The sequence below is a fragment of the Streptomyces sp. NPDC052682 genome (assembly GCF_040678435.1).
Classification (GTDB): domain Bacteria; phylum Actinomycetota; class Actinomycetes; order Streptomycetales; family Streptomycetaceae; genus Streptomyces.
In genome coordinates this window covers 203,799-229,411 of the sequence record NZ_JBFATS010000004.1, presented here as the reverse complement: position 1 = coordinate 229,411, position 25,613 = coordinate 203,799, and the positions used below count along the sequence as shown (strand labels likewise).

At 72.0% G+C, this 25,613-nt stretch carries 25 protein-coding genes, 2 tRNA genes and 1 pseudogene; 16 read left to right on the top strand and 12 right to left on the bottom strand.

The features are described from left to right. Positions 1 to 54 precede the first annotated feature (54 nt). A complete protein-coding gene (locus tag AB0K80_RS07955) occupies positions 55 to 1,095 on the top strand; it encodes a LacI family DNA-binding transcriptional regulator (RefSeq protein WP_365666997.1) in 1,041 nt (346 codons plus the stop codon). An 18-nt stretch (positions 1,096 to 1,113) separates the two neighbouring features. Here AB0K80_RS07955 and AB0K80_RS07950 read toward each other — a convergent pair whose 3' ends face one another. Further along, the gene (locus tag AB0K80_RS07950) at positions 1,114 to 1,845 is read right to left on the bottom strand and encodes a decarboxylase (RefSeq protein ID WP_365666995.1); all 732 of its coding nucleotides are present in this window, start codon (positions 1,843 to 1,845) and stop codon (positions 1,114 to 1,116) included. 300 nt (positions 1,846 to 2,145) lie between these two features. Between AB0K80_RS07950 and AB0K80_RS07945 the strand changes: the two genes are divergently transcribed. The 7 genes from AB0K80_RS07945 (at position 2,146) to AB0K80_RS07915 (ending at position 7,398) form a co-directional block, all read left to right on the top strand. After that, positions 2,146 to 3,093 (top strand): D-2-hydroxyacid dehydrogenase, encoded by a 948-nt coding sequence (locus tag AB0K80_RS07945; RefSeq protein ID WP_365666994.1) that lies wholly within the window; start codon positions 2,146 to 2,148, stop codon positions 3,091 to 3,093. 155 nt (positions 3,094 to 3,248) lie between these two features. Beyond that, positions 3,249 to 4,154 carry an ectoine/hydroxyectoine ABC transporter substrate-binding protein EhuB gene (gene ehuB, locus AB0K80_RS07940; protein ID WP_365666992.1) on the top strand — a complete coding sequence of 302 codons (906 nt, stop codon included), beginning with the start codon at positions 3,249 to 3,251 and terminating at the stop codon, positions 4,152 to 4,154. After that, a complete protein-coding gene (gene ehuC, locus AB0K80_RS07935) occupies positions 4,151 to 4,852 on the top strand; it encodes an ectoine/hydroxyectoine ABC transporter permease subunit EhuC (RefSeq protein ID WP_365666990.1) in 702 nt (233 codons plus the stop codon). Before ehuB ends, ehuC begins: the two co-directional genes overlap by 4 nt. Then, on the top strand, positions 4,849 to 5,499 hold the full coding sequence (ehuD, locus tag AB0K80_RS07930; RefSeq protein ID WP_365666988.1) for an ectoine/hydroxyectoine ABC transporter permease subunit EhuD: 651 nt from the start codon (positions 4,849 to 4,851) through the stop codon (positions 5,497 to 5,499). Before ehuC ends, ehuD begins: the two co-directional genes overlap by 4 nt. Continuing rightward, entirely contained in the window at positions 5,489 to 6,280 is a 792-nt protein-coding gene (ehuA, locus tag AB0K80_RS07925) for an ectoine/hydroxyectoine ABC transporter ATP-binding protein EhuA (protein ID WP_365666986.1), read from the top strand. The genes ehuD and ehuA overlap by 11 nt, the downstream gene beginning before the upstream one ends. Positions 6,281 to 6,477: 197 nt before the next feature. After that, positions 6,478 to 7,236: an IclR family transcriptional regulator C-terminal domain-containing protein gene (locus AB0K80_RS07920; protein WP_365666984.1), complete on the top strand. Its 759-nt coding sequence runs from the start codon at positions 6,478 to 6,480 to the stop codon at positions 7,234 to 7,236. Positions 7,237 to 7,324: 88 nt separating this feature from the next. Continuing rightward, positions 7,325 to 7,398: transfer RNA gene (locus AB0K80_RS07915), tRNA-Lys, on the top strand. A gap of 75 nt (positions 7,399 to 7,473) precedes the next feature. Here AB0K80_RS07915 and AB0K80_RS07910 read toward each other — a convergent pair. The 4 genes from AB0K80_RS07910 to AB0K80_RS07895 all read right to left on the bottom strand — a co-directional run bounded on the left by AB0K80_RS07910 (position 7,474) and on the right by AB0K80_RS07895 (position 11,300). After that, a complete protein-coding gene (locus AB0K80_RS07910) occupies positions 7,474 to 7,941 on the bottom strand; it encodes a hypothetical protein (RefSeq protein ID WP_365666982.1) in 468 nt (155 codons plus the stop codon). 117 nt (positions 7,942 to 8,058) lie between these two features. Continuing rightward, positions 8,059 to 8,664 (bottom strand): lytic polysaccharide monooxygenase, encoded by a 606-nt coding sequence (locus tag AB0K80_RS07905; RefSeq protein WP_365666980.1) that lies wholly within the window; start codon positions 8,662 to 8,664, stop codon positions 8,059 to 8,061. A gap of 134 nt (positions 8,665 to 8,798) precedes the next feature. After that, entirely contained in the window at positions 8,799 to 9,920 is a 1,122-nt protein-coding gene (locus AB0K80_RS07900) for an SPFH domain-containing protein (protein WP_365666978.1), read from the bottom strand. A 75-nt stretch (positions 9,921 to 9,995) separates the two neighbouring features. Continuing rightward, the gene (locus tag AB0K80_RS07895; protein WP_365666976.1) at positions 9,996 to 11,300 is read right to left on the bottom strand and encodes a peptidoglycan-binding protein; all 1,305 of its coding nucleotides are present in this window, start codon (positions 11,298 to 11,300) and stop codon (positions 9,996 to 9,998) included. Between the two features lie 185 nt (positions 11,301 to 11,485). Between AB0K80_RS07895 and AB0K80_RS07890 the strand changes: the two genes are divergently transcribed. From AB0K80_RS07890 to AB0K80_RS07875, 4 genes and pseudogenes are all read left to right on the top strand, one after another. Beyond that, positions 11,486 to 11,559, top strand: a tRNA-Lys gene (locus AB0K80_RS07890). Between the two features lie 100 nt (positions 11,560 to 11,659). After that, positions 11,660 to 11,833 (top strand): annotated as a pseudogene (locus tag AB0K80_RS07885) (GntR family transcriptional regulator); the annotation flags it as partial. 316 nt (positions 11,834 to 12,149) lie between these two features. Further along, a complete protein-coding gene (locus AB0K80_RS07880; protein WP_365666974.1) occupies positions 12,150 to 14,186 on the top strand; it encodes a glycosyltransferase family 2 protein in 2,037 nt (678 codons plus the stop codon). Beyond that, the gene (locus tag AB0K80_RS07875) at positions 14,183 to 16,120 is read left to right on the top strand and encodes a kelch motif-containing protein (protein WP_365666972.1); all 1,938 of its coding nucleotides are present in this window, start codon (positions 14,183 to 14,185) and stop codon (positions 16,118 to 16,120) included. Before AB0K80_RS07880 ends, AB0K80_RS07875 begins: the two co-directional genes overlap by 4 nt. A 44-nt stretch (positions 16,121 to 16,164) precedes the next feature. Here the strand turns inward: AB0K80_RS07875 and AB0K80_RS07870 are convergent, their stop codons facing one another. From AB0K80_RS07870 to AB0K80_RS07845, 6 genes are all read right to left on the bottom strand, one after another. Continuing rightward, positions 16,165 to 17,229: a glycoside hydrolase family 6 protein gene (locus tag AB0K80_RS07870; protein WP_365666970.1), complete on the bottom strand. Its 1,065-nt coding sequence runs from the start codon at positions 17,227 to 17,229 to the stop codon at positions 16,165 to 16,167. Positions 17,230 to 17,319: 90 nt separating this feature from the next. Continuing rightward, a complete protein-coding gene (locus AB0K80_RS07865) occupies positions 17,320 to 17,988 on the bottom strand; it encodes a class F sortase (protein ID WP_365666968.1) in 669 nt (222 codons plus the stop codon). Between the two features lies 1 nt (position 17,989). Continuing rightward, the gene (locus AB0K80_RS07860) at positions 17,990 to 18,511 is read right to left on the bottom strand and encodes a hypothetical protein (protein WP_365667301.1); all 522 of its coding nucleotides are present in this window, start codon (positions 18,509 to 18,511) and stop codon (positions 17,990 to 17,992) included. A gap of 121 nt (positions 18,512 to 18,632) precedes the next feature. Next, on the bottom strand, positions 18,633 to 19,412 hold the full coding sequence (locus AB0K80_RS07855; protein ID WP_365666966.1) for an HAD-IIA family hydrolase: 780 nt from the start codon (positions 19,410 to 19,412) through the stop codon (positions 18,633 to 18,635). Between the two features lie 126 nt (positions 19,413 to 19,538). After that, positions 19,539 to 20,291, bottom strand: a complete 753-nt coding sequence (locus tag AB0K80_RS07850) for an LPXTG cell wall anchor domain-containing protein (protein ID WP_365666965.1) — start codon at positions 20,289 to 20,291, stop codon at positions 19,539 to 19,541. A gap of 87 nt (positions 20,292 to 20,378) precedes the next feature. Then, positions 20,379 to 20,597 carry a hypothetical protein gene (locus AB0K80_RS07845; RefSeq protein WP_365666963.1) on the bottom strand — a complete coding sequence of 73 codons (219 nt, stop codon included), beginning with the start codon at positions 20,595 to 20,597 and terminating at the stop codon, positions 20,379 to 20,381. Positions 20,598 to 20,724: 127 nt separating this feature from the next. Between AB0K80_RS07845 and AB0K80_RS07840 the strand changes: the two genes are divergently transcribed. Beyond that, positions 20,725 to 21,486: a TetR family transcriptional regulator C-terminal domain-containing protein gene (locus tag AB0K80_RS07840; RefSeq protein ID WP_365666961.1), complete on the top strand. Its 762-nt coding sequence runs from the start codon at positions 20,725 to 20,727 to the stop codon at positions 21,484 to 21,486. A gap of 367 nt (positions 21,487 to 21,853) precedes the next feature. Here AB0K80_RS07840 and AB0K80_RS07835 read toward each other — a convergent pair whose 3' ends face one another. After that, complete coding sequence (locus AB0K80_RS07835; protein WP_365667299.1) at positions 21,854 to 22,960, bottom strand: ROK family transcriptional regulator; 1,107 nt, start codon at positions 22,958 to 22,960, stop codon at positions 21,854 to 21,856. A gap of 95 nt (positions 22,961 to 23,055) precedes the next feature. On the opposite strand from AB0K80_RS07835, the gene AB0K80_RS07830 reads away from it, so the two are divergent. The 3 genes from AB0K80_RS07830 to AB0K80_RS07820 all read left to right on the top strand — a co-directional run bounded on the left by AB0K80_RS07830 (position 23,056) and on the right by AB0K80_RS07820 (position 25,585). Then, the gene (locus tag AB0K80_RS07830; RefSeq protein ID WP_365666960.1) at positions 23,056 to 24,126 is read left to right on the top strand and encodes a Gfo/Idh/MocA family oxidoreductase; all 1,071 of its coding nucleotides are present in this window, start codon (positions 23,056 to 23,058) and stop codon (positions 24,124 to 24,126) included. Next, positions 24,123 to 24,632, top strand: a complete 510-nt coding sequence (locus AB0K80_RS07825) for a heme-degrading domain-containing protein (RefSeq protein WP_365666958.1) — start codon at positions 24,123 to 24,125, stop codon at positions 24,630 to 24,632. The genes AB0K80_RS07830 and AB0K80_RS07825 overlap by 4 nt, the downstream gene beginning before the upstream one ends. A gap of 86 nt (positions 24,633 to 24,718) precedes the next feature. Beyond that, positions 24,719 to 25,585 carry an LLM class F420-dependent oxidoreductase gene (locus tag AB0K80_RS07820; protein ID WP_365666956.1) on the top strand — a complete coding sequence of 289 codons (867 nt, stop codon included), beginning with the start codon at positions 24,719 to 24,721 and terminating at the stop codon, positions 25,583 to 25,585. The last annotated feature ends 28 nt before the right edge of the window (positions 25,586 to 25,613 follow it).

Sequence of the window (25,613 nt, the reverse complement as noted above, 5' to 3'; positions counted from 1 at the left end):
GTTCCGGCCGAGGCCGAGGCCGGAACCGACGAGCAACAGGAGACCGCACCCTCCATGGCAGCGAACCGCCGCCCCACCCTGGCCGACGTCGCCCGAGAAGTGGGCGTCAGCGCCAAAACGGTGTCCCGCGTCCTGAACGAGGACGGACCCGTCTCGACCCGGACGAGGGAACAGGTCCTTGCCGCCGTGGCGAAACTCGGCTTCCAGCCGAACCTGATGGCGCGCAACATCCGCGTCGGCGGTCCCGACACCACCATCGGCTTGGTCATCCCCGACCTCGGCAACCCCTTCTTCGGAGCCGTGGCCCGCAGCATCGAGGACACCGTCCGCGAACGCGGACTCACCTTGCTCATGGGCTCCTCCGCCGACGACCCGGACCGCGAACGCGCCCTGACCGACAAGTTCCTCGCGCGGCGCGTCAGCATCCTGATGGTGGTGCCGTCCGTCGGCGCCGACCACTCCCACCTCAAGCCGCACCGCGCCGCCGGCCTGCCCGTCGTCTTCCTCGACCGTCCGGGAGTGGGCCTGGCCACGGACAGCGTCGTCAGCTCCAACCGGGACGGCGCTCAGCAGGGCGTGGCGCATCTGATCGCGCACGGCCACCGGCGCATCGGCTTCATCGGTGACCTGCCCACCAAGCTGTACACGCGCCGCGAGCGCCTCGCCGGGTACCGCGCGGCCCTGGAGGACGCCGGCATCCCCTACGACCGCGCGCTGGTCACCAACGCCCACGACCAGCTCGGGGCCGCGGCCGCCACCTCCCACCTGCTCGGCCTGCCGGAACCGCCGACCGCCCTGTTCGCCGGGAACAACATGGTGGCGCTGGGCATAGTCGCCCAACTCTCCCGCAGCAGACGCAAGGACGTCGCCTTCGTCGCCTTCGACGACGTACCGCTCGCCGAGGCACTCGAGCCGGCCCTCACGGTGGTCGCCCAGGACCCCGAGGAGATCGGCAGGGCGGCCGCGGCCACCGCCCTGGCCCGCCTCGACGGGGACCGCACCCGTGCCCGCACCCTCACCATCCCCACCCGGCTGATCGTCCGCGGCTCGGGCGAGCGGGCCGCCGTCCCGGCGCAGGCGGTCCGAGGGGCGTGAAGATCTCCTGGGAAGAACTCACACCTGCACGAGCGGCTCCTTCGTGAACAGCGCCCCCAGTTCCGGTGCGTTCACCCGGCGGCCCGTCAGGCGCAGGGCCTCCCAGACCGTGACCTGGTTGGCGGTGAGGACGGGCTTGCCGAGTTCCTTCTCCAGGGTCGTGAGGTACGCGGCGGTATGCAGGGCCGTGTCGGGGAGCAGGAGCGCCTCCGCGTCGGGGTGGTCGGCCGCGCGGGCCAGCGCCAGCACCTCGGGCTCGCCCCACGTGGCGGCCTCGGCCGCCGCGGCGATCCCCGCGCTCTTCACCGTGACCACGTCGAGGCCCGCGGCCCGGAGGAAGTCGGCGAACAGGGTCGCCACGTCCTGCGGGTAGGTGGCCCCGACCGCGACCCGGCCCACGCCCAGCTCCCGTACCGCGTGCACGAACGCGAAGGACGTGGAGGAGGCGGGCATGCCGGCCGTCTGCGCCAGGGCGCGCACCTGGTCCTGCGCGCCCTCCCAGCCGTGCACGAAGCTGCCGCTGGTGCAGGCCCACACCACGGCCTCGGCGCCGGCGTGCCGCAGTTCCTGGACGCCGGATGCCAGCCGCTCGGGCGTGCCCATCTCGCGCAGGGCGTCCACCCGGTGCGCGTCCTCGCCGATGTCGGTGTGCACCAGGTCGATCCGGATGTCGCTGCCCAGCAGTTGCTCGATGCGCGGATAGTCGTCCTCCGCCGAGTGGCCCGGGTAGAGGAGTCCGAGTGCGGTCATGTCCAGCCTTCCTGCTGCTCTTCGTCCGGCGGTACGGGACCGGTGTCCGGCGGTCCCGGCGTACGGGACCCGGGTACCCAGCCGGCGCGACGCCGCCCACATGGTCACCTGGGTCGGCCGGGATCACCGCGCTGCGCCCCCGGCGCTCGCCCGCCAGGAGGGCTCACGCAGCGGAAGGAAGCGGCGACCGGCCGTGTCCGTGCCCCGTTGACGCAGGTGGGTTCGGGTGCGAGCGTGGTCGGAAACCCGCATGTCACACGCGCGCTCCCGGCCCCGGAGCCGTCCGGAGAAACGGTGCCCATGCCCCTGCCCATCCTGCTCGTCCTGGACGCCGACCCCCTGCCCCGTCTCGGCCGCCTCACCGGCCGCGCGACGATCGAGCACGCGGACGCCGCCACTCTCGCCGAGCGGCTGCCGCACGCCGACGTGCTGCTGGTGTGGGACTTCGCCTCGACCGCGGTACGGGAGGCCTGGCCGGGCGACGGGCCGCGGCCGCGCTGGGTGCACACGGCCAGCGCGGGCGTGGACCACCTGATGTGTCCGGAGCTGGCCGCTTCCGACACGGTGGTCACCAACGCGCGCGGCGTCTTCGACCAGCCCATCGCCGAGTACGTCGCCGCCCTCGTGCTGGCCATGGCCAAGGACCTGCCCCGGACGCTGCAGCTCCAGCGGGAGCGGACCTGGCGGCACCGCGAGTCGGTGAAGGTCGCCGGGAGCCGGGCGGTCGTGGTCGGCTCCGGGCCGATCGGGCGGGCCGTCGCCCGCACGCTGAAGGCGCTCGGCCTGACCACCGCCGTCGTCGGCCGCACGCCCCGCACCGGCATCCACGGCCCGGACGATCTGGACCGGCTGCTCTCCCGCGCCGACTGGGTGATCGCCGCCGCGCCGCTCACGGAGCAGACGTACGGCATGTTCGACGCGCGCCGCTTCGGGGTGATGCAGCCCTCGGCCCGGTTCATCAATGTGGGGCGCGGGCCGCTGGTCGTGACCGACGCCCTGGCGGAAGCGCTGGCCAAGCGCTGGATCGCGGGGGCCGCCCTGGACGTGTTCGACACCGAACCCCTGCCGCCCGGCAGCCCGTTGTGGGACGTGCCGGGTCTGATCGTCTCCCCGCACATGAGCGGGGACACCGCCGGCTGGCGGGACGAACTCGCGGCCCAGTTCGTGGAGTTGTACGAGCGCTGGGAGTCGGGCAGGGAACTGGTGAACGTGGTCGACAAGCAGCGCGGCTACGTACCCGGCCACTGACGCTGTCCGAGGACTCCAAGATGGCTGAAAAGGGAGGCGGTTTCACCGTGCGGCGCCCTCGCGCCGGGCACGTGAAACTTCGATGAAGCCATCTGTCACGGGTCCCCACGTGCCCCTTCCGCATACATCGCATGCCGTCGGGTAGCCGCGCGGCCATGGCTCCACCACTCAGAAACAGCCAGAACCCGTCCGGAACCACACGCCGGTCGCTGCTCGCGGGGGTCGCGGCGCTCGGCGCGCTCGGGGCCGCCGGCTGCTCTCGCGTGGCCGCCGCGTCGGGCACGAACGGCGGTGATCTGCTCGAACGGCTGCGGGCCGCCGGCGTCGTACGGCTCGGCATCGCCGGGGAGATCCCGTTCGGCTACATCGACAAGAACGGTGAACTGACCGGTGAGGCACCGGAGTTGGCGAAGGTCATCTTCAAGCGGCTCGGTGTCGGCCGGGTGCAGCCGGTGCCGACCGAGTTCGGCTCGCTCATCCCCGGGCTCAACTCCCAGCAGTTCGACGTGGTCGCCGCCGGGATGTACGTCACGCCCGAGCGCTGCGAGCAGGTCATCTTCGCCGACCCCGACTACCAGATGATGGACGCGTTCATCGTGCGCAAGGGGAACCCGAAGGGGTTGCACACGTACGAGGACGTCGTCGCGAAGAAGGCGAAGCTCGCCACCGGCACCGGCTACGCCGAGATCCAGTACGCGGTCGAGGCCGGGTACAAGGAGAGCGACATGCTGATCGTCCCGGACCAGGTGGCCGGGCTGAACGCCGTGGAGGCGGGGCGTGTCGACGTGTTCGCCGGTACGGCGCTGACCACCCGCGAGGTGGTGAAGAAGTCCGTCAAGGCGGAGGTGACCCGGCCCTTCAAGCCGGTCGTCGGCGGCCGACCCCACGTCGACGGCGGCGCGTTCGCGTTCCGGCGCACCGAGACCAGGCTGCGCGACGCCTTCAACGCCGAGCTGCGCAAGCTCAAGAAGAGCGGGGAGCTGTTGCGCATCCTGCGGCCGTTCGGTTTCACCGAGGCCGAGATGACGGATCTGACCGCGAAGGAGCTGTGCGGCGGATGACCTCGGGACTGTGGGAACTGGTACTCGACGGCGTCTGGGTGACGGTTCAGCTGCTCGTCCTCAGCGCCCTGCTGGCCACGGCGGTCTCCTTCGTCGTCGGCATCGCGCGCACCCACCGGCGGTGGATCGTCCGCTTCCTCGCGGGCTTCTACACCGAGGTGTTCCGCGGCACGTCCGCGCTGGTGATGATCTTCTGGGTGTTCTTCGTGCTGCCGCTCGCCTTCGGCTGGCAGCTGGTGCCCCTGTGGGCGGGCACGCTGGCGCTCGGGCTGACGTACGGCGCGTACGGCGCGGAGATCGTGCGGGGCGCGCTGAGCGCGGTCGACCCGGCGCAGAAGGAGGGCGGGATCGCGCTCAGCTTCACGCCCTGGCAGCGCCTGCGGCTGATCCTGCTGCCGCAGGCGGTGCCGGAGATGATCCCGCCCTTCTCCAACCTGCTGGTCGAACTGCTCAAGGGCACCGCCCTGGTGTCGGTCATGGGCATGGGCGACCTGGCCTTCAGCGGCAACCTGGTGCGCCTGGCGCTGCAGGAGAGCGCGGAGATCTACACGTACGTCCTGCTGATCTACTTCGTGATCGCGTTCCTGCTGACGCGGGGGATGCGCGGGCTGGAGAAGAAGCTGAAGGCGGGCGTCGGCAAGGCCCCGCGGAAGAAGGCGGCCCCCGTCCGGGTGCCTGAGGGAAGTGGTGTGTCGTGAACTGGGACTGGACCGCGGTCGCCGACTTCATGCCGCACTTCTGGGACGGCCTGCTGGTCACCCTCCAGGCGCTGGTCCTCGGCTCGCTGATCTCCTTCGTGCTGGGACTGGTGTGGGCCCTGCTGAGCCGGGTGCCCTCCCGGTGGGTGTGCTGGCCGGTCGGGGCGGTCACGGAGTTCATCCGCAACACTCCGCTGCTGGTGCAGCTGTTCTTCCTCTTCTACGTGCTGCCCGAGTGGGGCGTGACCGCCTCGGCGCTGACCACCGGCATCCTCGCGATCGGGCTGCACTACTCGACGTACACGATGCAGGTCTACCGCGCCGGCATCGACGCCGTACCGGCCGGCCAGTGGGAGGCGGCGACGGCGCTGAACCTGCCGCTGCGGCGGACCTGGACGGCGGTCGTCCTGCCGCAGGCGGTGCGCCGCGTGGTGCCGGCGCTCGGCAACTACGTCATCGCGATGCTCAAGGACACGCCGATGCTGATGGCGATCACGGTGCTGGAGATGCTCGGCGAGGCCCGGCTGTTCTCCCAGGAGACCTTCCGCTTCACCGAGCCAGTGACCGTGATCGGCGTGGCCTTCATCGTCATCTCCTACCTGGCCTCCCTTGCCCTGCGAGCCCTGGAGCGACGCCTTGTCCACTGACACCCACACCCACACCCACCCCGCGACCGAGCCGCGCGAGCGGGGCACCGAGCTGATCCGGCTGGAGCAGGTCACCAAGCGGTTCGGGGACGTGACGGTCCTCGACCACCTCGACTTCTCCGTCGACGCCGGCAAGCACGTCACCCTGATCGGGCCCTCCGGGTCGGGCAAGACCACGATCCTCAGGCTGCTGATGACGCTGACCAAGCCCGACGAGGGCACCATCACCGTCGACGGTCAGCGGCTGTTCCCGGCACCCGAGAAGCAGGTCCGCGAGGTCCGCAAGAAGATCGGGATGGTGTTCCAGCAGTTCAACCTGTTCCCCAACATGACGGTGCTGCGCAACATCACCGAGGCGCCCGTCACCGTCCTCGGCATGTCCAAGGACGCCGCCGAGGAGCGGGCCCGGGAGCTGCTGGAGATGGTCGGGCTCAGCGAGCACCTCGACAAGCACCCCGGGCAGCTGTCCGGCGGTCAGCAGCAGCGCGTGGCGATCGCCCGGGCGCTGGCCATGCGGCCGCAGGTGCTGCTGCTGGACGAGGTGACCTCCGCGCTCGACCCGGAGCTGGTCGCGGGCGTGCTGGACGTGCTCAGGGACATCGCGCGCAGCACCGACATCACCATGCTGTGCGTGACCCACGAGATGAACTTCGCCCGGGACATCTCCGACCAGGTGCTGATGTTCGACTCGGGGCGGATCATCGAGTCGGGCCCGCCGGAGAAGATCTTCAGCGAGCCGGAGCGGGACCGCACCCGGGAATTCCTCAGCGCGGTCCTGTGACCACCGGCTGTGAACGGGCCGATGTGCCCGGTCCGGGGAGTGGGTGATGACTGTGGCATATGCCAGAGTGCCAGTGGCCCAGTTGGGAGGGTTCTGAGACTTTGTCAACACCCGCTCCCCGCAGACTCCTTGCCGGTTATCGTGGAAGCGGTTCACCGACCGGATGACGGCCCCAACAGCAGGCGCAGGGGGAAACCGTGGCGCTGAAGCACGAGCCGACCGCGCCGTACCACTCCGCCCAGGAAGCGCTGCGCGTCCTGGAGACCGTGGCACGGCACACCACCGGAGTCACCGACACCGCACTCGCCCGCGACACCGGCCTCGCCCCGGAGCGACTGACCACGCTCCTGCGCATGCTGCGCCGCGAGGGCTACGTCGCCCAGGCCGCCGACGGGGCGTACGTCACCGGAGACGCCTTCGCCCGCCTCACCTCGGCCCGGCACCGGGAGGAGGCGCTGCGCGAGCAGCTCCAGCACACCCTCGACCGGCTGCGCGACTCCGTGGGCGCGGCCGTCTACCTCAGCCGGTACGTCGACGGCGAGGTCAAGGTCACCCAGTACGCCGACAGCCCGGCGACCCCCAAGGTCAACGAGTGGGTCGACTTCCGCTACTCCGCCCACGCCACCGCGGTCGGCAAGAGCCTGCTCACCCAGCTCGACCACAACGGCCGCCGTGACCATCTCGCCCGGCACAAGCCGGCCCGGCTCACCTCGCGCACCATCACCAGCGACAAGCTGCTGCTCTCCCGCCTGGCGGCGCAGCCGCCCACCGTGCCCGTGCTGGACCTCCAGGAGTACGCGGTCGGCACGGTCTGCGCGGCCGTCCCGATCACGGCCGGCTCGACGGTGGGCTGCCTGGCCCTGTCCCTGCCGCTCGAGCACGCGCACCGGCTGCGCCAGGCCGCCGACACCCTGAACCGGAACGCGGCTCCGGTGCTGCTGTCCCTGGCGATCTAGGAGCTGGTCGGGAGCACCCTCCGGGACCAGGTACTATTTTCTTCGTCGCCACCGCGAGGGAGTGATCCGAGCGGTCGGCGGGAGTCATGCGCCGCTAGCTCAGTTGGTTAGAGCAGCTGACTCTTAATCAGCGGGTCCGGGGTTCGAGTCCCTGGCGGCGCACAGATGAGGGGCCTCTCGTGGGAGCAGGGGCCCCTCAGTCGTGTGCGGCCGGCGTGTCCGGCCGGGATCCGGTGCTCAGAAGCCGACGGCGTTCACGACCGGGGAGAAGACCGTGGCGTACGTCACGATGAAGCCGACGCAGAACGCCACGATCACGCCGAGGAACGCCAGGATGCCGACGGCGGCCGCCGCGTGCTTGGCGCGGCTCGGGGCATGGGCCGTGGCCACGACCTCGCGGCCTGCGGTGTAGTACACGGTCACGTAGTCGCCCTCGAGGATCGTGCCCGGGCCGCCGTCCTCCTCGAACCGGACCACCCGGCCGTCCCGGGCGAGGAACTCGTAGACGTGGTGCAGGGTGGTGCGCACCGAGGTGTCGTTGGCTCCGCCGTGGGTGGTGGTGTAGGTCCGCAGGCAGCGCGCCTCGGCCGTCAGTCCGCTGTTCCAGGCGCTGCGGATCCGCAGCCAGCGGCGCACCACGCGGTACGCCATGAAGAGCGCCCCCGCCATGATCACGTCGGGTACGAGGTAGAAGAAGACGTCCATCGCGCATCCCCCGAGGTCGGTCCGCCGGCCTGACCGGCCGGCGTGGGAGGAACCTACCCGCGCCGGCCGGCCCGGTGACTCAAGGGAACCTCAGAGAAACGCGGGGTCCCGGCCCGATCAGAAGGTGACGTCGGAGCAGGCGTAGAACGCGTTGCCCGTGTCCGCGATCGTCCACACCGCGAGGATGACGTGGTGGCCGCTCAGCCCGGACGGCAGCCTGCCGCTGTGGGAGAGCGTGGCCGGCGGGCGCTGGCCGTGGTACGGCACCGTCAGGAACGGGGTGAGGTTGAGGTCGGAGCGGGTCAGGTTGTGGTTCTGGTTCCAGCCCGGCTTGGTGATGTAGTACGTGAAGTCGGTGGTGGCGTGCATGGCCGTGAACTGCCACCGGAAGGTGTAGGTCTGCCCGCCGGTCACCTTCGTGGTCGGCCAGGCGCCGCCGGAGGGCGTGCGCGGGCTGTCGAGCTGGGCGAACCGCGTGTTGTTGCCGGAGCAGATCCGGCCGTCGGCCGGCCCGGAGGCGGGGAAGCCCTTGGGGCCCTCGACGCTCTGCGGCTCCCACTGGATGTCACCGCAGTTGCTCACCGTGCCGTTCTGGCACAGCTTCTGCCTGCTGACGGGGAGGTCGGTGTACCCGTGGCCGCTCGCGCCTCCGGCGGACAGGACGAATGCCCCGGCCGTGGCGAGACCGAGCGCGGCGGCGTACCACCTGGTCTTCTTACGCATGCTGCCGCTCCTGGAGAACGTGGGGGAAGTTCAGCGAGCCGTGCAGAGTAGGTCTAGACCAAGGGTCAGGTTAGGGCCGCCGCGTGAGCATGTCCATACCAATCACACGGGTTGTTCGCCCAGCCGGGGACCCGTCACGGCCCCTGCTCCCCGCGCCCCGCGCAGAACGCCACCGTCAGGTCCTTCACCAGGGCCTTGCGTTCGTAGTCGTCGAGTTCGACCAGGCCCCGCGTGGTCAGCCGGGTCACCGTGTCCTCCACCGAGTCGACGACCGAGCCGAGCACGCTCGCCCGGTGCTGGGCGTCCAGGGCGGCGATGCGGCGGCGGTGCATGGCGGGGGCGATCTCGGGGGCGTACTCGACCCGGGCCGGCTGCACCGAGAACACCTCCAGGCCCACCGGTGCCGAGTCCGCCGCCACCAGCCGGGTCAGCGCCTCGCCCGCCGCGTCCGCCGCCCCCCTCGCCCCGCCCGGCATCTCCACCGGCACCCGCAGCAGGGCCGCCTCGACACACTCGCGCAGATACGCCTCGTGGTCCTCCACCCCGAGCGTGGCCCGGGCGGTGTCCCGGACCCGCCACACCACCAGCACCACCACCCGCAGCGGGACTCCGCTCGCGTCGGCCGCGGCCATCGGCTCGCTGCGCCAGTGCCGCAGCCGGACGTCCACCCGGCGGCGCAGCAGCAGCGGGTTGACCCACAGCAGGCCGGTGCGCCGTACGGTCCCCCGGTAGCGGCCGAACAGGTCCAGCACCCAGGCCCGCCCGGTGCGCCCCCGGGCCAGCCCGCCCAGGCCGAACAGCCCGAGCGCCCCGGCCGCGGCGTACGCCGTCCACTGCAGCGGACCCAGCCCGGCGCCCGCGTACTCCGGCAGCCGCAGGGCCTCCACGGCGAGCGGCGGCAGCACCCCCGCCCACCAGGACGTGGCCAGGCACCCGGCCGCCCCGCACATCCCCGCGAGCACCCCCACCGCACCCGGCAGCACCCGGGCGGGCCGCTCCGCCAGGTCCGGGTCCGCCTCCGGTACGGGGCACGGCCGCTCCGCGGCCGGGCGGCGCAGGCGGGGCTGCTCCCCGGTGCCCTGCCGGCGGCTCACCACCGCGGGCCTCAGCGGCACCGGCGACGGGTCGGGGTCGTCACGGAACAGCAGGTGGACGGGGATCTCGGTGGTCGCCTCGTTCTGAATGAGCCGGGCGGAGCGGGCGGGGCCGTCGGCCGTCCCCTCGGACTCCGGGGTGTGTGACGTGGTGGTAGTCATGGGTGCCTCCAGCCTCCGCGCCAGATGCGTGAGAGAAGTCGCCTCGCAGACGACGCTTACGGAAGGAGCCGGCGCTCACGAGAACAGCCGGCGCCAGGTCTCCGGCCCGGGGTAGCCGTCCGCCGCGCCGCCCCGCCAGCCCTGGGCCCGCTGGAAGGCCTCGACGTTGCGCCGGTCCGCCTCGCTCCAGCGCGGCCCCGGCCCGGTCCGGTAGTACGTGCCGAAGCCCTTCTTCACCAGCTGCCTGCCCAGCTGGGTGACGTACGCGTTGTCCGCGCCCGGCCGGAACAGCGCCCGGCCCGGGTAGCCCGGCACCCCGTGCGAGGAGGGTGTTCCGCCCGCCTGGGCGGGGATGTCCCGGCCCTGCCCCGTCACCAGCAGCTCCCAGGTCAGCGGCCCGGGCAGTCCGTCCGCCGCCGCACCCCGCCAGCCCTGGGCCTGCTGGAAGGCCTGAGTGGCCCTGCGGTCCGCGTCCGACCAGCGCGGACCGGGCCCCAGGCGGTAGAACCGGCCGCCGCCGCGCGCGACGAGCATGCGGCCGAGCCGGGTGACGTACGGGTTGTTCGCGCCGGGGCCGAAGTACACCGCCCCCGGGAAGGCCCCCGCGCTCGGCGAGGCGCCGGGGTCCGGCTGGGAGCCGGCCGACCCCGCGGTGATCCCTCTGTAGCGGTAGGGGACGTACCTGCCGGAGCTGTTCCAGTAGGCGTACGGGGTGATCTGCCGGCGGGTGTGGGGGCGGGCCTGCTCGTAGGCGAGGTAGGAGGTGCGGGTGTGGTCCGTCCAGCCGCCGAAAATCACCACGTGCGAGCCGTTCCGGGGATCGGACGGATTATGGAACAGCAGAATGTCACCCGGCTGGAGTTCCTCCTTGGAAATCCGGACACCGTACTGCTGGAGGCTGCCGGTCCATTCGTTTCCGGGCAGGTTCCAGGCCATCGAGACAAAGCCCGAACAGTCCTGCCGGTAACCGTCGGACCAGTACGCGTCCATGCTGTACGGCACCTGCGCCGCGACCCAGGTCCTGGCCCGGGCGATGATCTCCGCACGGGTCGTCCACGGTGTCTCCACGACCCCCGTCGGGGTGGCCGCCTGCCCGCCCAGACCGTGCAGCGGGGCCGTGCCTCCTTGCGGGGTATCAGGCTCCTCACCTGCGGGAACGACCGGGGGGACGGGGGCGTGCGGGACCGCCAGGGCGGGGACGGCATGGCCCGCGCCGAGCGCGGCGGAGGCCGCGGCCGCGACGGCCAGGGCCCGATGGGCGGCCGGGTGGCCGGCGGTCCGGCCGGCCGGGGAAGGCGGCAGGACGCGTCGCCAGTGGACACAGCCGGGGCAGTCGCAGTCGCTCACGGGATCGATTTCCTCGAATACCGGAGCCGCCATGCGATTCCCCTCACACTTCCGGTGAAAATGATCGTGCCTGTGCACGACGGCCAGTTTCGCAACTGTCTGCGGGGCGCGCATGTTGACGGTCCGAATGATGTACGGGGCGGGTCGGGGGACCGGGGGCCCGGCCCCGGGTGGTCCGGAGCACCCTCCGGCGTCCTGTAGAGTTACGCCGTCACCGCGCGCCGCTAGCTCAGTTGGTTAGAGCAGCTGACTCTTAATCAGCGGGTCCGGGGTTCGAGTCCCTGGCGGCGCACCGACCACGAGGGCGATCACGCTCCGCCGAACGGCGGACGGGATCGCCCTCGTGCTTTTCCCTCCGCCCGTGGCGGCGCGTGGCCTTCACCGGACGCATACCACAAGATCCGCGGATCATCCGCCGACAGCATCCGCAGACCTCCGATGCGGTACGGTCCGGCGATGCGATACGGGCGGAGGAGGCCATAAGGGAGCACTTCACGAACATCCGTGCGTGCCTGTCCATACCGGCTGCACGGAATCCCCACAGGCATCACAATGAGTGCATATGACCGGTAAACACCGCGTTTCGCATCTTGCGATCAAGACGGACACCGTAGAACTCTGGTTTTTCGACGAACCGCACGTGCGCGGTAGTTGGGGGGCAAGGATCCGGTTGTCCGTCGCGCGGGGTGAGGGGCCTCGCTCATGGCGGGATGCCGAGGGGGGCATCAGGCAACCGGAAGGTCGCGTTCCCATGTCTCGCAGGTGTGGATGACGTGGTGACAGCGACGCACCACTGATACGCCCGTGGAGGTCGGGGGGGACCGAAGCAGGCGGTAGGAAGCGACGAAACACGCGGTCAGCCCGCGTGTGGGGGGATGACTCATGACGTCGACGCCGTCAGGCGCCGGGCAGGACCACGACCCGTCCCAGACCACCCAGCTGAGGGTGCAGGCTCATCGCAACGGGAACACGGGCGCGTTCCGCCGGATCAGGAAAACACTGCCGAGATACGACTACGAGCACTACAGCCGGCTCGCGGGCCCCCTCACTCAGCCCGACCCGGACAAGCCGTACAAGGTCCAGTACCGCTCGCTGATCTCGCAGGAGCCGCACCGCATCCGGGTCGCCCTGATGCTGGCCGCGGCCCCGGTGCTGTCGCTGGTGCTGCTGTTCTGGCTGCTCCAACCCGAGCACTGGACCGAGCGCGACTACCCGGCCTTCGACTGGCTCCCGGCGCTCGACGTCGTGATGCTCGTCTCGATCGGCCTGATCGAGTTCTTCCGCTGCATGAACGTGCTGTCCAACGCACACGCCACCCTGGTCGCCCGCGACCCGGTCCCGGTGGTGCCCGAGGCCGGCACGCGCGTGGCCTTCCTCACCTCCTTCGTGCCCGGCAAGGAGCCGCTGGAGATGGTGACGAAGACCCTGGAGGCGGCCGTGCGGATCCGCCACCGGGGCCTGCTGCACGTCTGGCTGCTCGACGAGGGCGACGACCCCGAGGTGAAGGCGGTCTGCGAGCGCCTGGGCGTGCACCACTTCTCCCGCAAGGGCGTGGCGAAGTGGAACCAGGCCAAGGGCCCGCACCGCGCCAGGACCAAGCACGGCAACTACAACGCCTGGCTCGACGCCCACGGCGACGACTACGACTTCTTCGCCTCGGTCGACACCGACCACGTGCCGCTGCCCAACTACCTGGAGCGGATGCTCGGTTTCTTCCGCGACCCGGACGTCGGCTTCGTCATCGGCCCGCAGGTGTACGGCAACTACGACAACTTCGTCACCAAGGCCGCCGAGTCGCAGCAGTTCCTCTTCCACGCCCTCATCCAGCGCGCCGGCAACCGGTACGGCGCCCCGATGTTCGTGGGTACGTCGAACGCCGTACGCATCAAGGCGCTCAAGCAGATCGGCGGCCTGTACGACTCGATCACCGAGGACATGGCCACCGGCTTCGAGATGCACCGCCACAAGAACCCGGCCACCGGCCGCAGGTGGAAGTCGGTGTACACGCCGGACGTGCTCGCCGTCGGCGAGGGCCCGAGCGCCTGGACGGACTTCTTCACCCAGCAGATGCGCTGGTCGCGAGGGACGTACGAGACGATCCTCAAGCAGTACTGGAAGGGCTGGTACTCGCTGCCGCCGGGCAAGCTCTTCAACTACACGATGATGATCATCTTCTATCCGATGTCGGCCCTCAACTGGATCCTGGCGGCGCTGAGTTGCGCGCTGTTCCTGGGGCTGGGCGCCTCGGGGGTGAACATCGACCCGGCGGTGTGGCTGATGCTCTACGGCAACGCCTCCGCGCTCCAGATCGGCCTGTACGTCTGGAACCGCCGGCACAACGTCTCCCCGCACGAGCCGGAGGGCTCCGGCGGGGTGGCCGGCATGGTGATGTCCGCGCTGTCGGCGCCGCTGTACGCCAAGGCGCTGACCGACTCGGTGCTGCGCCGCAAGAGCAAGTTCGTCGTCACCCCCAAGGGTGATTCGGCCAGCCCGGACCGCTGGTTCGGCACCTTCCGGTACCACTGGTACTTCATTCTGATCTTCAGCGCGTCGCTCGCCGCGGGCTTCGTCTTCGGGCACTCCCACCCGGCGATGGTCATCTGGGCCTCGTTCGCCCTGCTCATCACCGCGTTCCCGGTCTTCGCCTGGCGCCATGAGCTGCGGCAGGCGAAGAAGCCCGGTGCCCCGGCCGGCCCGCGCGGTGCCGACACGCCCGCCGCGGGGGCGCCGGTGGCGGAGCGCCCGCAGGACGCCGCCGGGCCGCACCGCACACAGCCGCTGCCCGTCCCGCAGCAGCCGGGCGCGGCGCACGACCCGCGGCACAAGCCCAGCTGGGCCGCCTCGCCGGACGGGGGCGAAGGGGGCCACGACCAGACCATGCAGATCGCCCTTGGTGGACTTGGGGGACGTAAGGAATGAACGACCGTGCAGGCCGCCGTCGCGCCCGTCGACTCGCGATAGGCACGGCGGTGGTACTCGCGCTGGCCGGGATGAACGGGCCGTGGCTGTACCGCTTCGGGACCGAGAAATACCACCAGTACAAGATCAACAAGCCGGAGTACAAGGCCGCGAACGGCAAGTGGGAGATCGTCGAGTTCCCCGAGGAGTACCGGCAGAACACCATCCACGCGGCGCTGCTGCGCACCGGCAAGGTGCTGCTGGTCGCGGGCTCGGGCAACAACCAGGACAACTTCGACGCGAAGAAGTACGACACCCGGGTCTGGGACCCGGTCAAGGGCACCATCAAGAAGGTGCCCACCCCGAGCGACCTGTTCTGCACGGGCCACACCCAGCTCGCCAACGGCAACCTGCTGATCGCGGGCGGCACCAAGCGGTACGAGAAGCTCAAGGGCGACGTGAAGAAGGCCGGCGGCCTGATGATCGTCCACAACGAGAACCCGGACAAGCCGATCACCCTGCCCGCCGGCACCCGGTTCACCGGCAAGCAGAACGGCAAGACCTTCATCTCCAAGGACCCGGTCCTGGTGCCGCGCGCCAAGAAGAGGTTCGACAAGACCGGCAGGTTCCTCGGCAACGACCCCGGGCTCGGCCGCATCTACGTCGAGGCGGCCAAGGAGGGCGCCAGGTACGAGACCGGCACCCAGGACAACTACCGGATCAGCGGCCTCACCGGCGCCGACGCCCGCAACACCTACGGCATCGCGCAGAAACTCGCCCTGGACAAGAAGGACTTCCAGGGGATCCGCGACGCCTACGAGTTCGACCCGGTCGCCGAGAGGTACATCAAGGTCGACCCGATGAACGAGGCCCGCTGGTACCCGACGCTCACCATGCTGAGCGACGGCAGGATCCTCAGCGTCTCCGGCCTCGACGACATCGGCCAGCTGGTCCCGGGCAAGAACGAGATCTTCGACCCGAAGACCAGGAAGTGGACGTACACCCGGAAGGTCCGGCAGTTCCCGACGTACCCCGCGCTGTTCCTGATGCAGAACGGCAAGATCTTCTACTCGGGTTCCAACGCGGGTTACGGACCGGCCGACATCGGCCGGGAGCCGGGCGTGTGGGACGTGGACACCAACAGGTTCACGAAGATCCCGGGGCTCAGCGACCCGAAGCTGATGGAGACCTCCAACACCGTGCTGCTGCCGCCCGCGCAGGACGAGAGGTACATGGTGATCGGCGGTGGCGGGGTCGGCGAGTCCAAGCTGTCCAGCCGGAAGACCCGGATCGTCGACCTGAAGGACGACAGCCCGCGCTTCGTGGACGGGCCGTCGCTGGAGAAGGGCACGCGCTACCCGCAGGCCTCGATCCTGCCCGACGACAGCGTGCTGGTCTCCGGCGGCTCGGAGGACTACCGCGGGCGCGGCGACTCCGACATCCTCCAGGCACGGCTGTACGACACGCGGAAGAACACCTTCCAGCGGGTCGCCGACCCGCTGGTGGGCCGCAACTACCACTCGGGCTCGATCCTGCTGCCCGACGGGCGGGTGATGTTCTTCGGGTCGGACTCGCTGTTCGCCGACGCGGCCAACACCAAGCCGGGCGAGTTCGAGCAGCGCATCGAGATCTACACACCGCCGTACCTGTACCAGGACGGCGCACGGCCGGGGCTGTCCGGTGGTCCGCAGACCATCGAGCGCGGCGGGACGGGGACGTTCTCCTCGCCGCAGGCCTCTTCCGTGCGGAAGGTCCGGCTGATCCGGCCGAGTGCGTCCACGCACGTGACCGATGTGGACCAGCGCTCCATCGCCCTGGACTTCAAGGCGGAGGGCACCGAACTGACGGTGACCGTGCCGCAGAACCGGAACCTCGTCCAGCCCGGCTGGTACATGCTGTTCGTCACGAACGCGCAGGGCGTGCCGAGCAAGGCGCAGTGGGTGAAGGTGCCGTAGCGCTCCCGCGGGTGCGGCTCGCACGGGCGGGAGCGCCGGCGTCCCTAGGTCGCTGAGGCTTCCGCCAGTTTCAGGGCGTAGGCGGGCCACCACTGGCCCGCCTTCGGGCCGCCCTTGCACTCGCCGTCCGACTCGCCGGGGCGCTTGACCCAGAGGTAGGCGTCCACGAGCGGGTCGGCGGTCCGGACCGTCGGGGTCTCGCCGAGGGCCCGGCCGGGCGGGTTGCACCAGCGCTCGTTGGGATCGCCCTGCGTGTAGGGCCCGTTGCCGTTGCGGCTGGTGTCGATGACGAAGTGCTTGCCGCCGACCTTCGCGGACAGCTCCTTGCCGTACGCGAGGGAGTCCTCGGTGGTGTAGAAGTTCGAGACGTTGACGGCGAAGCCGTCGGCCTGGTCGATGCCCGCCCGTTTCAGGGGCTCGAAGATCTGGTCGGGCTTGCCCCAGCCGGCGTTGCCCGCGTCCAGGTAGACCTTGGTGTTCCCGAGCGAGGTGAGCTTGGTGACGGCGCCCTTGAGGAGGTCGTAGCGCTCCTCGTGGAACTGCTCCGGGGTGCAGTGGTCCACCAGGTGCAGCACGGCGTCGGGCTCCAGGACGACGGTGGCCGAGCGGTCCCCGATGCCCCGGGCGACGGCGTCGACGAAGGCCCGGTAGGCGTCGCCGTCGGCCGCGCCGCCCTGCGAGTACTGGCCGCAGTCGCGGTGCGGGATGTTGTACAGGACCAGCAGGGCCGTGCGGCCGGCCTGCTCGGCGGCCTCGGTGAAGCCGCGGGCCTGCTCCTCGGGGTTCTCCGGGCTGACCCACTCGCCGACGGGCTGCTCGGCGATCTTCCGGATCTGCGCGGCCTGCTCCTTCTTCCCGGCCTTCTCCAGGGCCGCCACCTGCCGGGCCGCCGTACTGTCCGGGTTGACCCAGAACGGGGCGGCTTCCTTGGGCTGCTGGGTGATCCCGGCGCCCGCACCCGCCTTCCCCCTGCCGCCCGGGCCGTCCTCACCGTTCGCGCCGTTCTCGCCGTCGGCCCCCGAACACCCTGTGACCAGCAGTGCCGCCCCCAGCACCACCGCGGACACCCGCCTCGCGGCGACCGCCCCGGCCCCCCTGCCGCTGTACATCCAACTCCCCCTCGGGTGCAGCTTCACCGAGGCTCAATCCTGGCATATCTCCCGCCGCGTACGACGAGGACGACGGTTTCCGTGACGCCCTTACCCGCCCGTGCCCGTCAGGTACGCCGAGACGACCACGTTGGCCGTGTAGCTGCGGGTGGTCCGGTCGAAGGTGCCGCCGCAGGTGACCAGCCGCAGTTCGGCGCGGCCGGTCCGGCGGGGCCCGTAGGCCTGCTGGGCGTCGAAGCGGTCGCGGCCGATGACCTGGACGTCGTCGACGGTGAACTCGGCGATCTTCGCGTCGTCGCGGAACACCCGGATCTTCTGCCCGGGCCGCATGGCGCTGATCTTGTAGAAGACGGCGGGCCGGGTCTCGGTGTCGACGTGGCCCACCATCAGGGCGGTGCCGGCCGCGCCCGGTTTCACGCCGTCCTTGTACCAGCCGACGACACCGGCCTGGTCGAAGGGCGGCGGGTCGAGCGCGCCGTTGGTGTTCAGGCCGCGGGCCACGACCGGGGCCTGGACGCCGAGGCCGGGGATGTCCAGGCGCTGCGGCAGGGCGTCCGCGAGGGGGGCGTGGGCGGGCGGCAGGTCGACGTCCGGCGGGCGGCCGACCGCCGCCATGTCGCCGGTGGCCGGCTCGGACAGCCCCGTCGGGACGTCGGTCATCTCGCGCCCCCACAGCCACAGGCCGAGCAGCAGCACCGCCCATGCCATGCCGGTCACCATGCGGCCGGTGCCGGTGGATCGTTCCTGGTGGTCGGACATGTCAGCTCGTCTCCCGACGCCGGCGGGCGCGCGCGACCACCAGCGCGGCGACGCCCATGAGGGCCAGGCCGGTCACCGCCTGTCCCGTGCCGGGGCCGGTCTCGCGCGCGTCCACCGCGGCGAGGTCGGCGGTGCCCCCGCCGCCCGCGTCGACGGGGGCGACCGGTGAGGCGTGGGCGGCGGGCGTGCCGCGGGGGTGGGCGACGGTGAGGGTGCCGGTGCGGTCGGTGCCGCCGCAGGTGACCTTCACGGCGTAGGCCCCGGCGGTGAGCGTGGACCGCACGCGGCTCTCGCCGACGAGGGTGCCGTCGGTGCCGGTGAGCGTCACGTCCGCGACGAGAGCCGCCGAGGCGGCGACAGCCGTCCGCTCGGTGCAGCCGGAGACGCGGAGGGTGACGTCGGTGCCGGGGGCGGGAGCCGCCGGGGTCACCAGGACGCCCCCTCCGTCCGCCGCGTACGCCGTCGGTGTCAGGACGGCGGCGGCCAGGACGCCCGTACAGAGAGTGACGCGCAGTGAACCCATCATGTACCTCCAGTCACCTGGAGGGTCCCCCGCGGGAGACGGCCCCGCATCCTCGGCCGGGGCGGGATTGCTCCGAACGGGTGGCGGCGGGTTTGAACGGCCCCCTCGGCGAACTGCCGCGTCAGACGCGGTCGACGAGGTCCGCGATGGAGTCCACGACCTGCGAGGGCCGGTACGGGAAGTCCTCCACCTGGTCGGGGCGGGTCAGGCCGGTGAGCACCAGGAACGTCTGCATGCCCGCCTCGATGCCGGCCAGCACGTCGGTGTCCATGCGGTCGCCGATCATCGCGCTGGTCTCGGAGTGGGCCCCGATGGCGTTCAGCCCGGTCCGCATCATCAGCGGGTTCGGCTTGCCGGCGAAGTACGGCTGCTTGCCGGTCGCCTTGGTGATCAGCGCGGCCACCGCGCCGGTCGCCGGGAGCGGGCCCTCGGTGGAGGGGCCGGTCTCGTCGGGGTTGGTGCAGATGAAGCGAGCCCCGTCGTTGATCAGCCGCACCGCCTTCGTCATGGCCTCGAAGGAGTACGTCCGCGTCTCCCCGAGGACGACGTAGTCCGGCTCGTGGTCGGTCAGGATGTAGCCGATGTCGTGCAGCGCGGTGGTCAGCCCGGCCTCGCCGATGACGTACGCCGAGCCGCCCGGCCGCTGGTCGTCCAGGAACTTGGCGGTGGCCAGCGCCGAGGTCCAGATGTTGTCGATCGGCACGTCCAGGCCCATGCGGCGCAGCCGGGCGTGCAGGTCGCGCGGGGTGTAGATCGAGTTGTTGGTGAGGACCAGGAAGGGTTTGTCGGACTCCCGCAGCTTCTTCAGGAAGGCGTCGGCGCCGGGGATCGGTACGCCCTCGTGGATGAGCACACCGTCCATGTCGGTGAGCCACGACTCGATGGGCTTGCGGTCTGCCATGTGCGAGATCTCCTGCCGTACGCGGTCCAGCGTGCGTTCCAGCGTAAAGGTGGCCGGATCTTGAGGGAACGGCCCGTTTCCGGCGTCCCGGCAGGTGGACGGCCGGGCGGGGCCGGGCCCGGCTTCTCACCGCCGCCGGCGGGCCACCAGCACCGCGCCGCCCGCGCCCAGCAGCAGCACGCCGGCGGTCACGATCGCCGGGCCGCTGACGCCGGTGCGGGCGAGTTCGTCTGCGAGCGGGAGGGTGCCGCCGGGCGAGGCGTCGGCGTCGGGCCGGGGGCGGGGTTGGGGCTCGGTACTGGACCGGGGCTCGGGTTCGCTCTCGATGCGGAACCGGTAGTCGTTCGACTCGCCGACCCACTCGCCGTCGTCGCCCTGCCGCTGCACGACGGCGGCCTTGGCCGTGACGGCGTTGGGTACGGCGTCGGAGGTGACGGCGAGCCGCAGCCGCACGGTCAGCGTGCGGCCGGGGCCGACGGTGAACCCGCGAAAGCCGTCCCGGTCGTCGGCGAGGACCCCGACGAGTTCGTCCTGGTCGGTCGCCTCGAAGCGCACCGGATGGGGCCGCGCGCCCACGAAGAACTCCAGCTGGGGCTGGGACGGCTTCAGCGCCCGCTCGTCGTCGACGAGGACGACGACCGGGTGGATGCCGGTGCAGGCCCGGCCGGTGGTGTTCGTCAGCGTGAGGAAGAAGGTGCCGAACCCGCCGCCGGCCGGGTAGGAGCCGGGCCCGCCGTGAAGGCGGGTGGTGAGGGGGAAGGCCCGGTGGTCCGGGGCGACGCAGGCGGGCGGCCGGGGCTCGGCGTACACGGGCGTCGCGACGGGGAGGAGGGCGGCTGCCGCCGCCAGGCACAGGGACAGGGGCGTGCAGAGTCGCATGAACAGGTGACTCTGCCGGAGAGGAGCGGGCGAACGGCGCCGCCGCTCCGCACCGCGGCCCGGTTCCGCCCGATCGGCGGACAGACCCTAGCGGCGCCCGAGTGCCTTGGAGCGGGTGTGGGACCAGCCCGCCAGCAGCACACCGGTGGCGGTGAGGACCGCGTGGGCCGCCAGGGAGAGGCCGAAGCCGCCGGGGAGCCAGGCCAGCAGGCCGCGGTCGCCGTGGTCGACGAGGAGCCGGATCAGTCCCTGGCCGAAGAGACCCAGCATCACCATGCCGAGGCCCAGCAGGACGTCGTACTTCATGACCTTCCTTCCAGGAGGGACGAGGAGATACGTTACGAACGTATCAATCGACAGAGGCCGCGTGACCGTCCTTTCTGCTGCATACGCGTACTTACGTCACACTTTCTCAACGGGCTATCGTGAGGGTGTGCGTGACGAAAAGCAGCGGGCGTGCCCGGTGTGCGGCAAGCCCACGGTCCGTCCGGAGCGGGGCCGCCCGCCCGTGTACTGCTCTCGCAGCTGCCAGGCCCGGGCCTACCGGCGGCGCAGGCAGCCGCTGCCCGGCCCGGGGACGCCGCCCGCGACCGGGCCCAGCGAGATCCGGGCCCGCCGGCGGCGCCGGATCGCCGAGGCGGTGTGGCGTATCGCGGCCGAGCAGGGCCTGGACGCGGCGAGCATGCGCCGGGTCGCGGCGGAGGCCCGGGTGTCGCTGCGGGTCGTGCAGTACCACTTCGACTCCAAGCACGCCCTGCTGGTCGACGCGCTGCGCCTGCTGCACGAGGAGAACGAACGGCTCGCCCGGGCGCGCATCCCGTACGACATGACGGAGCCGCGCGCACTGCTGCGGGCCCTGCTGGACGAGTTCCTGCCGCTGGACGGGCAGCGTGCCTTCGCCCTGCGCGTGTTCACGGCCTACTACGCGCGGAGCCTGACCGATCCCGCGCTCGCGGCGGTGTTCCTGGCCGCCGAGCAGCCGCTGGAACGGCTCGTCGCGGACATCATCGCCGCGGGCGAGGCCGCCGGGCGCACGGCGCCGGGCCTCGACCGGGACCACGAGGCCGACCTGCTGGTGGCGGGGGCCGTCGGACTGGGACTGGACGTCCTGCACGGACGCCGTACGCTCGCCGATGTGCGGAGGGTGCTGGACTACCACCTGGAGCGGATCTTCCCCACGGAGGCCCTCGCGTGACCGCGAGCCACCGCCCGCTGACACCTCTGAGCCGACCTCTGCTGCCCCCCTCGCCCCGCCTGGTGACGCCCCTGAGCCCGCGCCCGCCGGGGCCCCTTCCTGCCCGCCCGAGCCGCCGCGTGCCGCCCCCCTTATCCCCGTCCGCCCAGGTCCCTGAGCCGACGCCCCGCCCACACCCTCAACCAACGCCCGTCAACGCCCCGCCTCCCGGCCCGCGCCCGCGCCCGCGCCCGCCCTCGAGCCTCAGCCACCGCCCGACATGCCTGCGCCCCCACCCGCCGAGGGCCATACAGCCGCAACCCGCCAACACCCCCGCGCCCCCGCCCAAGCCCATGCCCGCCACCCCCCTAAGCCGTCGCCCCCCGCCTCACCCGTCCCCCCGCCCGAACACCGGCCCCAGCACCAGCTGAGCCGCCCCCACCGCGACGCCCCGTCGTCCGCCGGGGGCGAGGCGGACCGGTACGGTTTCCTCGCCGGTGCGCCGGGACCGGGCCTTGAGGACCGCGCCTACTCCCCGTACGAAGACCTCCGGTGCCGTGGCGACCGTACGGCCGCCCAGCAGGACGACGTCGATGTCGAGCAGGCCGACGAGGTTCGCGGCCGCCGCGCCCAGGACCCGGGCCGCCTCCTCTGTGTCGCCCCGGGCGACGGCGTCCAGGCACAGTGCCTCGACGCAGCCGCGGTCGCCGCAGGTGCAGGGCGGGCCGTCGAGCTGGAGGACCTGGTGGCCGAACTCGCCCGCCGCGGTCCGGGCGCCCCGGTGCACGCTGCCGCCGATCACCAGGCCGGCGCCGAGGCCGGTGCCGAGGTGCAGGTAGGCGAAGGAGCCCCGTTCACCGTCGGCGGCGAGGCCCAGCGCGGCCGCGTTGGTGTCCTTGTCGACCACGACCGGCAGCCCGAGCCGCCCGGCCAGCGCCTCCCGCAGCGGGAAGCCGTCCCACTCGGGGAAGCCGGTGACCCGGTGCAGCACACCCCGGGTGTGGTCCAGCGGCCCGGGCAGCGCGACCCCGGCGCCGAGCAGGGCGGCGGCCCGGGCCCCCGGCTGCCCCAGCCCCTCGGCCACCACCCCCCGCACCGCTGCCTCCACCGCCGCCAGGACGGCCTGCGCCCCGGCCCCGAGGTCCAGCGCGGCGCGCCGCTCCCCCACCACGGCCCCCCGCAGATCCACCAGCACGGCCCGCAGCTCGTCCCGGTCCAGATGCACCCCGACCGCGTGCCCCGCCTCCGGCACCAGCCGCAGCACCGTACGCGGTTTGCCCCCGGTCGACGCGCGGCGCCCCGCCTCGGCCGCGAGGCCCTCCTCCCGCAGCCGGGCCGTGATCTTGCTGACCGCCTGCGGGGTCAGCCCGGTCCGCTCGGCGAGCTCCAGCCGGCTGATGCCGTCGGGGCCCGCCGTGCGCAGCAGGTCCAGCACCAGCGCGGTGTTGTGGCTGCGCAGGGCGAGCAGGTTCGCCCCGCCCGTGCCGCTCCGCATGCCGCCCACCCCGCCCGTACGGTCGTCCGCCCAGTTCACGCTCCTATTGTCACCGGCGCTTGCACTTTGGCAACAGTGTTGCGAAAGTGGAGGGCATGACTGGCACCCCTCTCCGCGTGGGTCTCGTCGGCTACGGTCTGGCCGGCTCCGTCTTCCACGCTCCGCTGATCGCCACCACCGAGGGCCTCGCCCTGGACACGGTGGTCACCTCGAACCCCGAGCGGCAGGCCCAGGCCCGCGCCGAGCACCCGGGTGTACGGGTCGCCGCCACCGCCGAGGAGCTGTTCGACCGCGCCGACGAGCTGGACCTGATCGTCGTCGCGTCCCCGAACCGCACCCACGTACCGCTCGCGACCACCGCCCTGAAGGCCGGTCTGCCGGTCGTGGTGGACAAGCCGGTCGCCGGTACGGCGGCCGAGGCCCGGGAGCTGGCGGCGCTGGCCGAGGAGCGCGGGCTGCTGCTGTCGGTCTTCCAGAACCGCCGCTGGGACAACGACTTCCTCACCCTGCGCAAGCTGCTCGCGGACGGCGAGCTGGGGCAGGTGTGGCGGTTCGAGTCCCGCTTCGAGCGGTGGCGGCCGCAGCCGAAGGGCGGCTGGCGGGAGTCCGGCGACCCGGCGGAGATCGGAGGTCTGCTCTACGACCTCGGCAGCCATGTCGTCGACCAGGCCCTGGTGCTGTTCGGCCCGGTCACGCGGGTGTACGCCGAGGTGGACGTCCGCCGCCCGGGCGCGCAGGCGGACGACGACACCTTCCTGGCGCTCACCCACGCGAACGGGGTGCGCTCGCACCTGTACGTCTCCGCGACGGCCGCCCAGCTCGGCCCCCGTTTCCGGGTGCTGGGCTCCCGGGCCGGTTACGTGAAGTACGGCCTGGACCCGCAGGAGGCGGCCCTGCGGGAGGGCAGGCGGCCCGGCGCCGGTGACTGGGGCACGGAGCCGGAGGAGCTGTGGGGCCGGGTCGGCGCCGGCGAGTCCCCGCTGACCGGCGGCGGCCGTGCCGTACCGACCCTGCCGGGCGACTACCCCGCCTACTATGCGGCCGTGGCGAAAGCCCTGCTGGAGGGCGGTCCCCACCCGGTGACCGCGCTGGAGGCGGCGGCCGCCCTGGAGGTACTGGAGGCGGCCCGACGTTCGGCCCTTGACGGAGTGGCGGTGACGCTGTGACGCACAACCAGGGACTGACCCCGAAGTTCCACCCGGAACTTACCCCGAGCGTGGAGGAGCTGGAGGCGCAGGAGCGGCGGCTGGTCTTCCGCCGGTTCAGCCACGACGACGCCTGGGCGCTCGGCTGTCTCCTCGTCGAACTGGCCCGGGAGCGGCAGGCCCCGGTCGCCATCGACATCCACCGCGCCGGCCAGCAGCTCTTCCACGCGGCGCTGCCCGGCTCCACGCCCGACAACGACGCCTGGATCGCCCGCAAGCGCCGGGTCGTGGAGCGCTACGGCAGCGCCTCGTACCTGGTGGGCGCCCGGTTCCGCGCCAAGGGCACGACGTTCGAGGAGTCCTCGCGCCTGGACCCGGACCGGTACGCGGCGCACGGTGGCTCCTTCCCGATCACCGTGGAGGACGTCGGTGTGATCGGCGCGGTCACGGTCTCCGGTCTGCCGCAGCTGCAGGACCACAAGTTCGTGGTGGAGGCGCTGGAGGAGTTCCTGAGCAGACAGCGGTAGCCCGGCCGGGATTACCAACGGGCGGGCATCGGTTGGCACTTGGCGTACGCGACCGCGCACGGCACCCACCGGAGGGACCCCAACCGATGAGCACGCCCCTGAAGGACACGATCGGCCGGTACGGCGTCTTCAGCATCGCCCTGCGCTCGGAGGACCCGGCCGGGCGCGGTGAACGCGCCGAGGCCGCCGCCGAGTTGGAGGAGCTCGGGTACGGCGCCCTCTGGCTGGGCGGCAACAGCGCCGCCGCCAACGCCGTACCGCTGATCGAGGCCACCGCGAAGCTCACCGTCGGCACCGGTATCCAGAGCATCTGGCAGCACGACGCCGGCACCGCCGCGGCGGACTTCAAGGAGCTCCAGGCGGCCCACCCCGGCCGCTTCGTGCTGGGCCTGGGCGTCAGCCACGCCAAGCTCGCGGACCAGTACCGCCGCCCCTACTCGTCGCTCGTGACCTACCTCGACGCCCTGGACGCCGCCGGGGTGCCCGCGGAGCGCCGCGTCCTGGCCGCCCTCGGGCCGAAGACGCTGCGCCTGTCCGGCGACCGGGCGGCCGGCGCCATCCCGTACCTCGTCACCGTCGAGCACACCGCGCACGCCCGCGAGGTCCTGGGCGAGGCCCCGCTGCTCGCCCCCGAGCTGGGCGTGATCCTGGAGCGGGACCCGGGCCGGGCCCGGGCGCTCGCCCGCGACTTCCTCGCCTTCTACCTCGCCCTGCCGAACTACACCAACAACTTCCTGCGGCACGGCTTCACCGAGGACGACCTGGCGGACGGCGGCAGCGACCGCCTGGTCGACGCCCTGTTCGCCTGGGGTGAGGAGAACCGGATCCGCGAGCGGATCGACGCGTTCTTCGCGGCGGGCGCGGACCATCTCGCGCTTCAGGTGGTCACGGGCGGTCCGCGGGACGCCCTGCCGAGGCAGCAGTGGCGCCGGCTGGCCGCGCTGCTGGCGTGACACGAAGCCGACGGACGCGTCGAAGGGC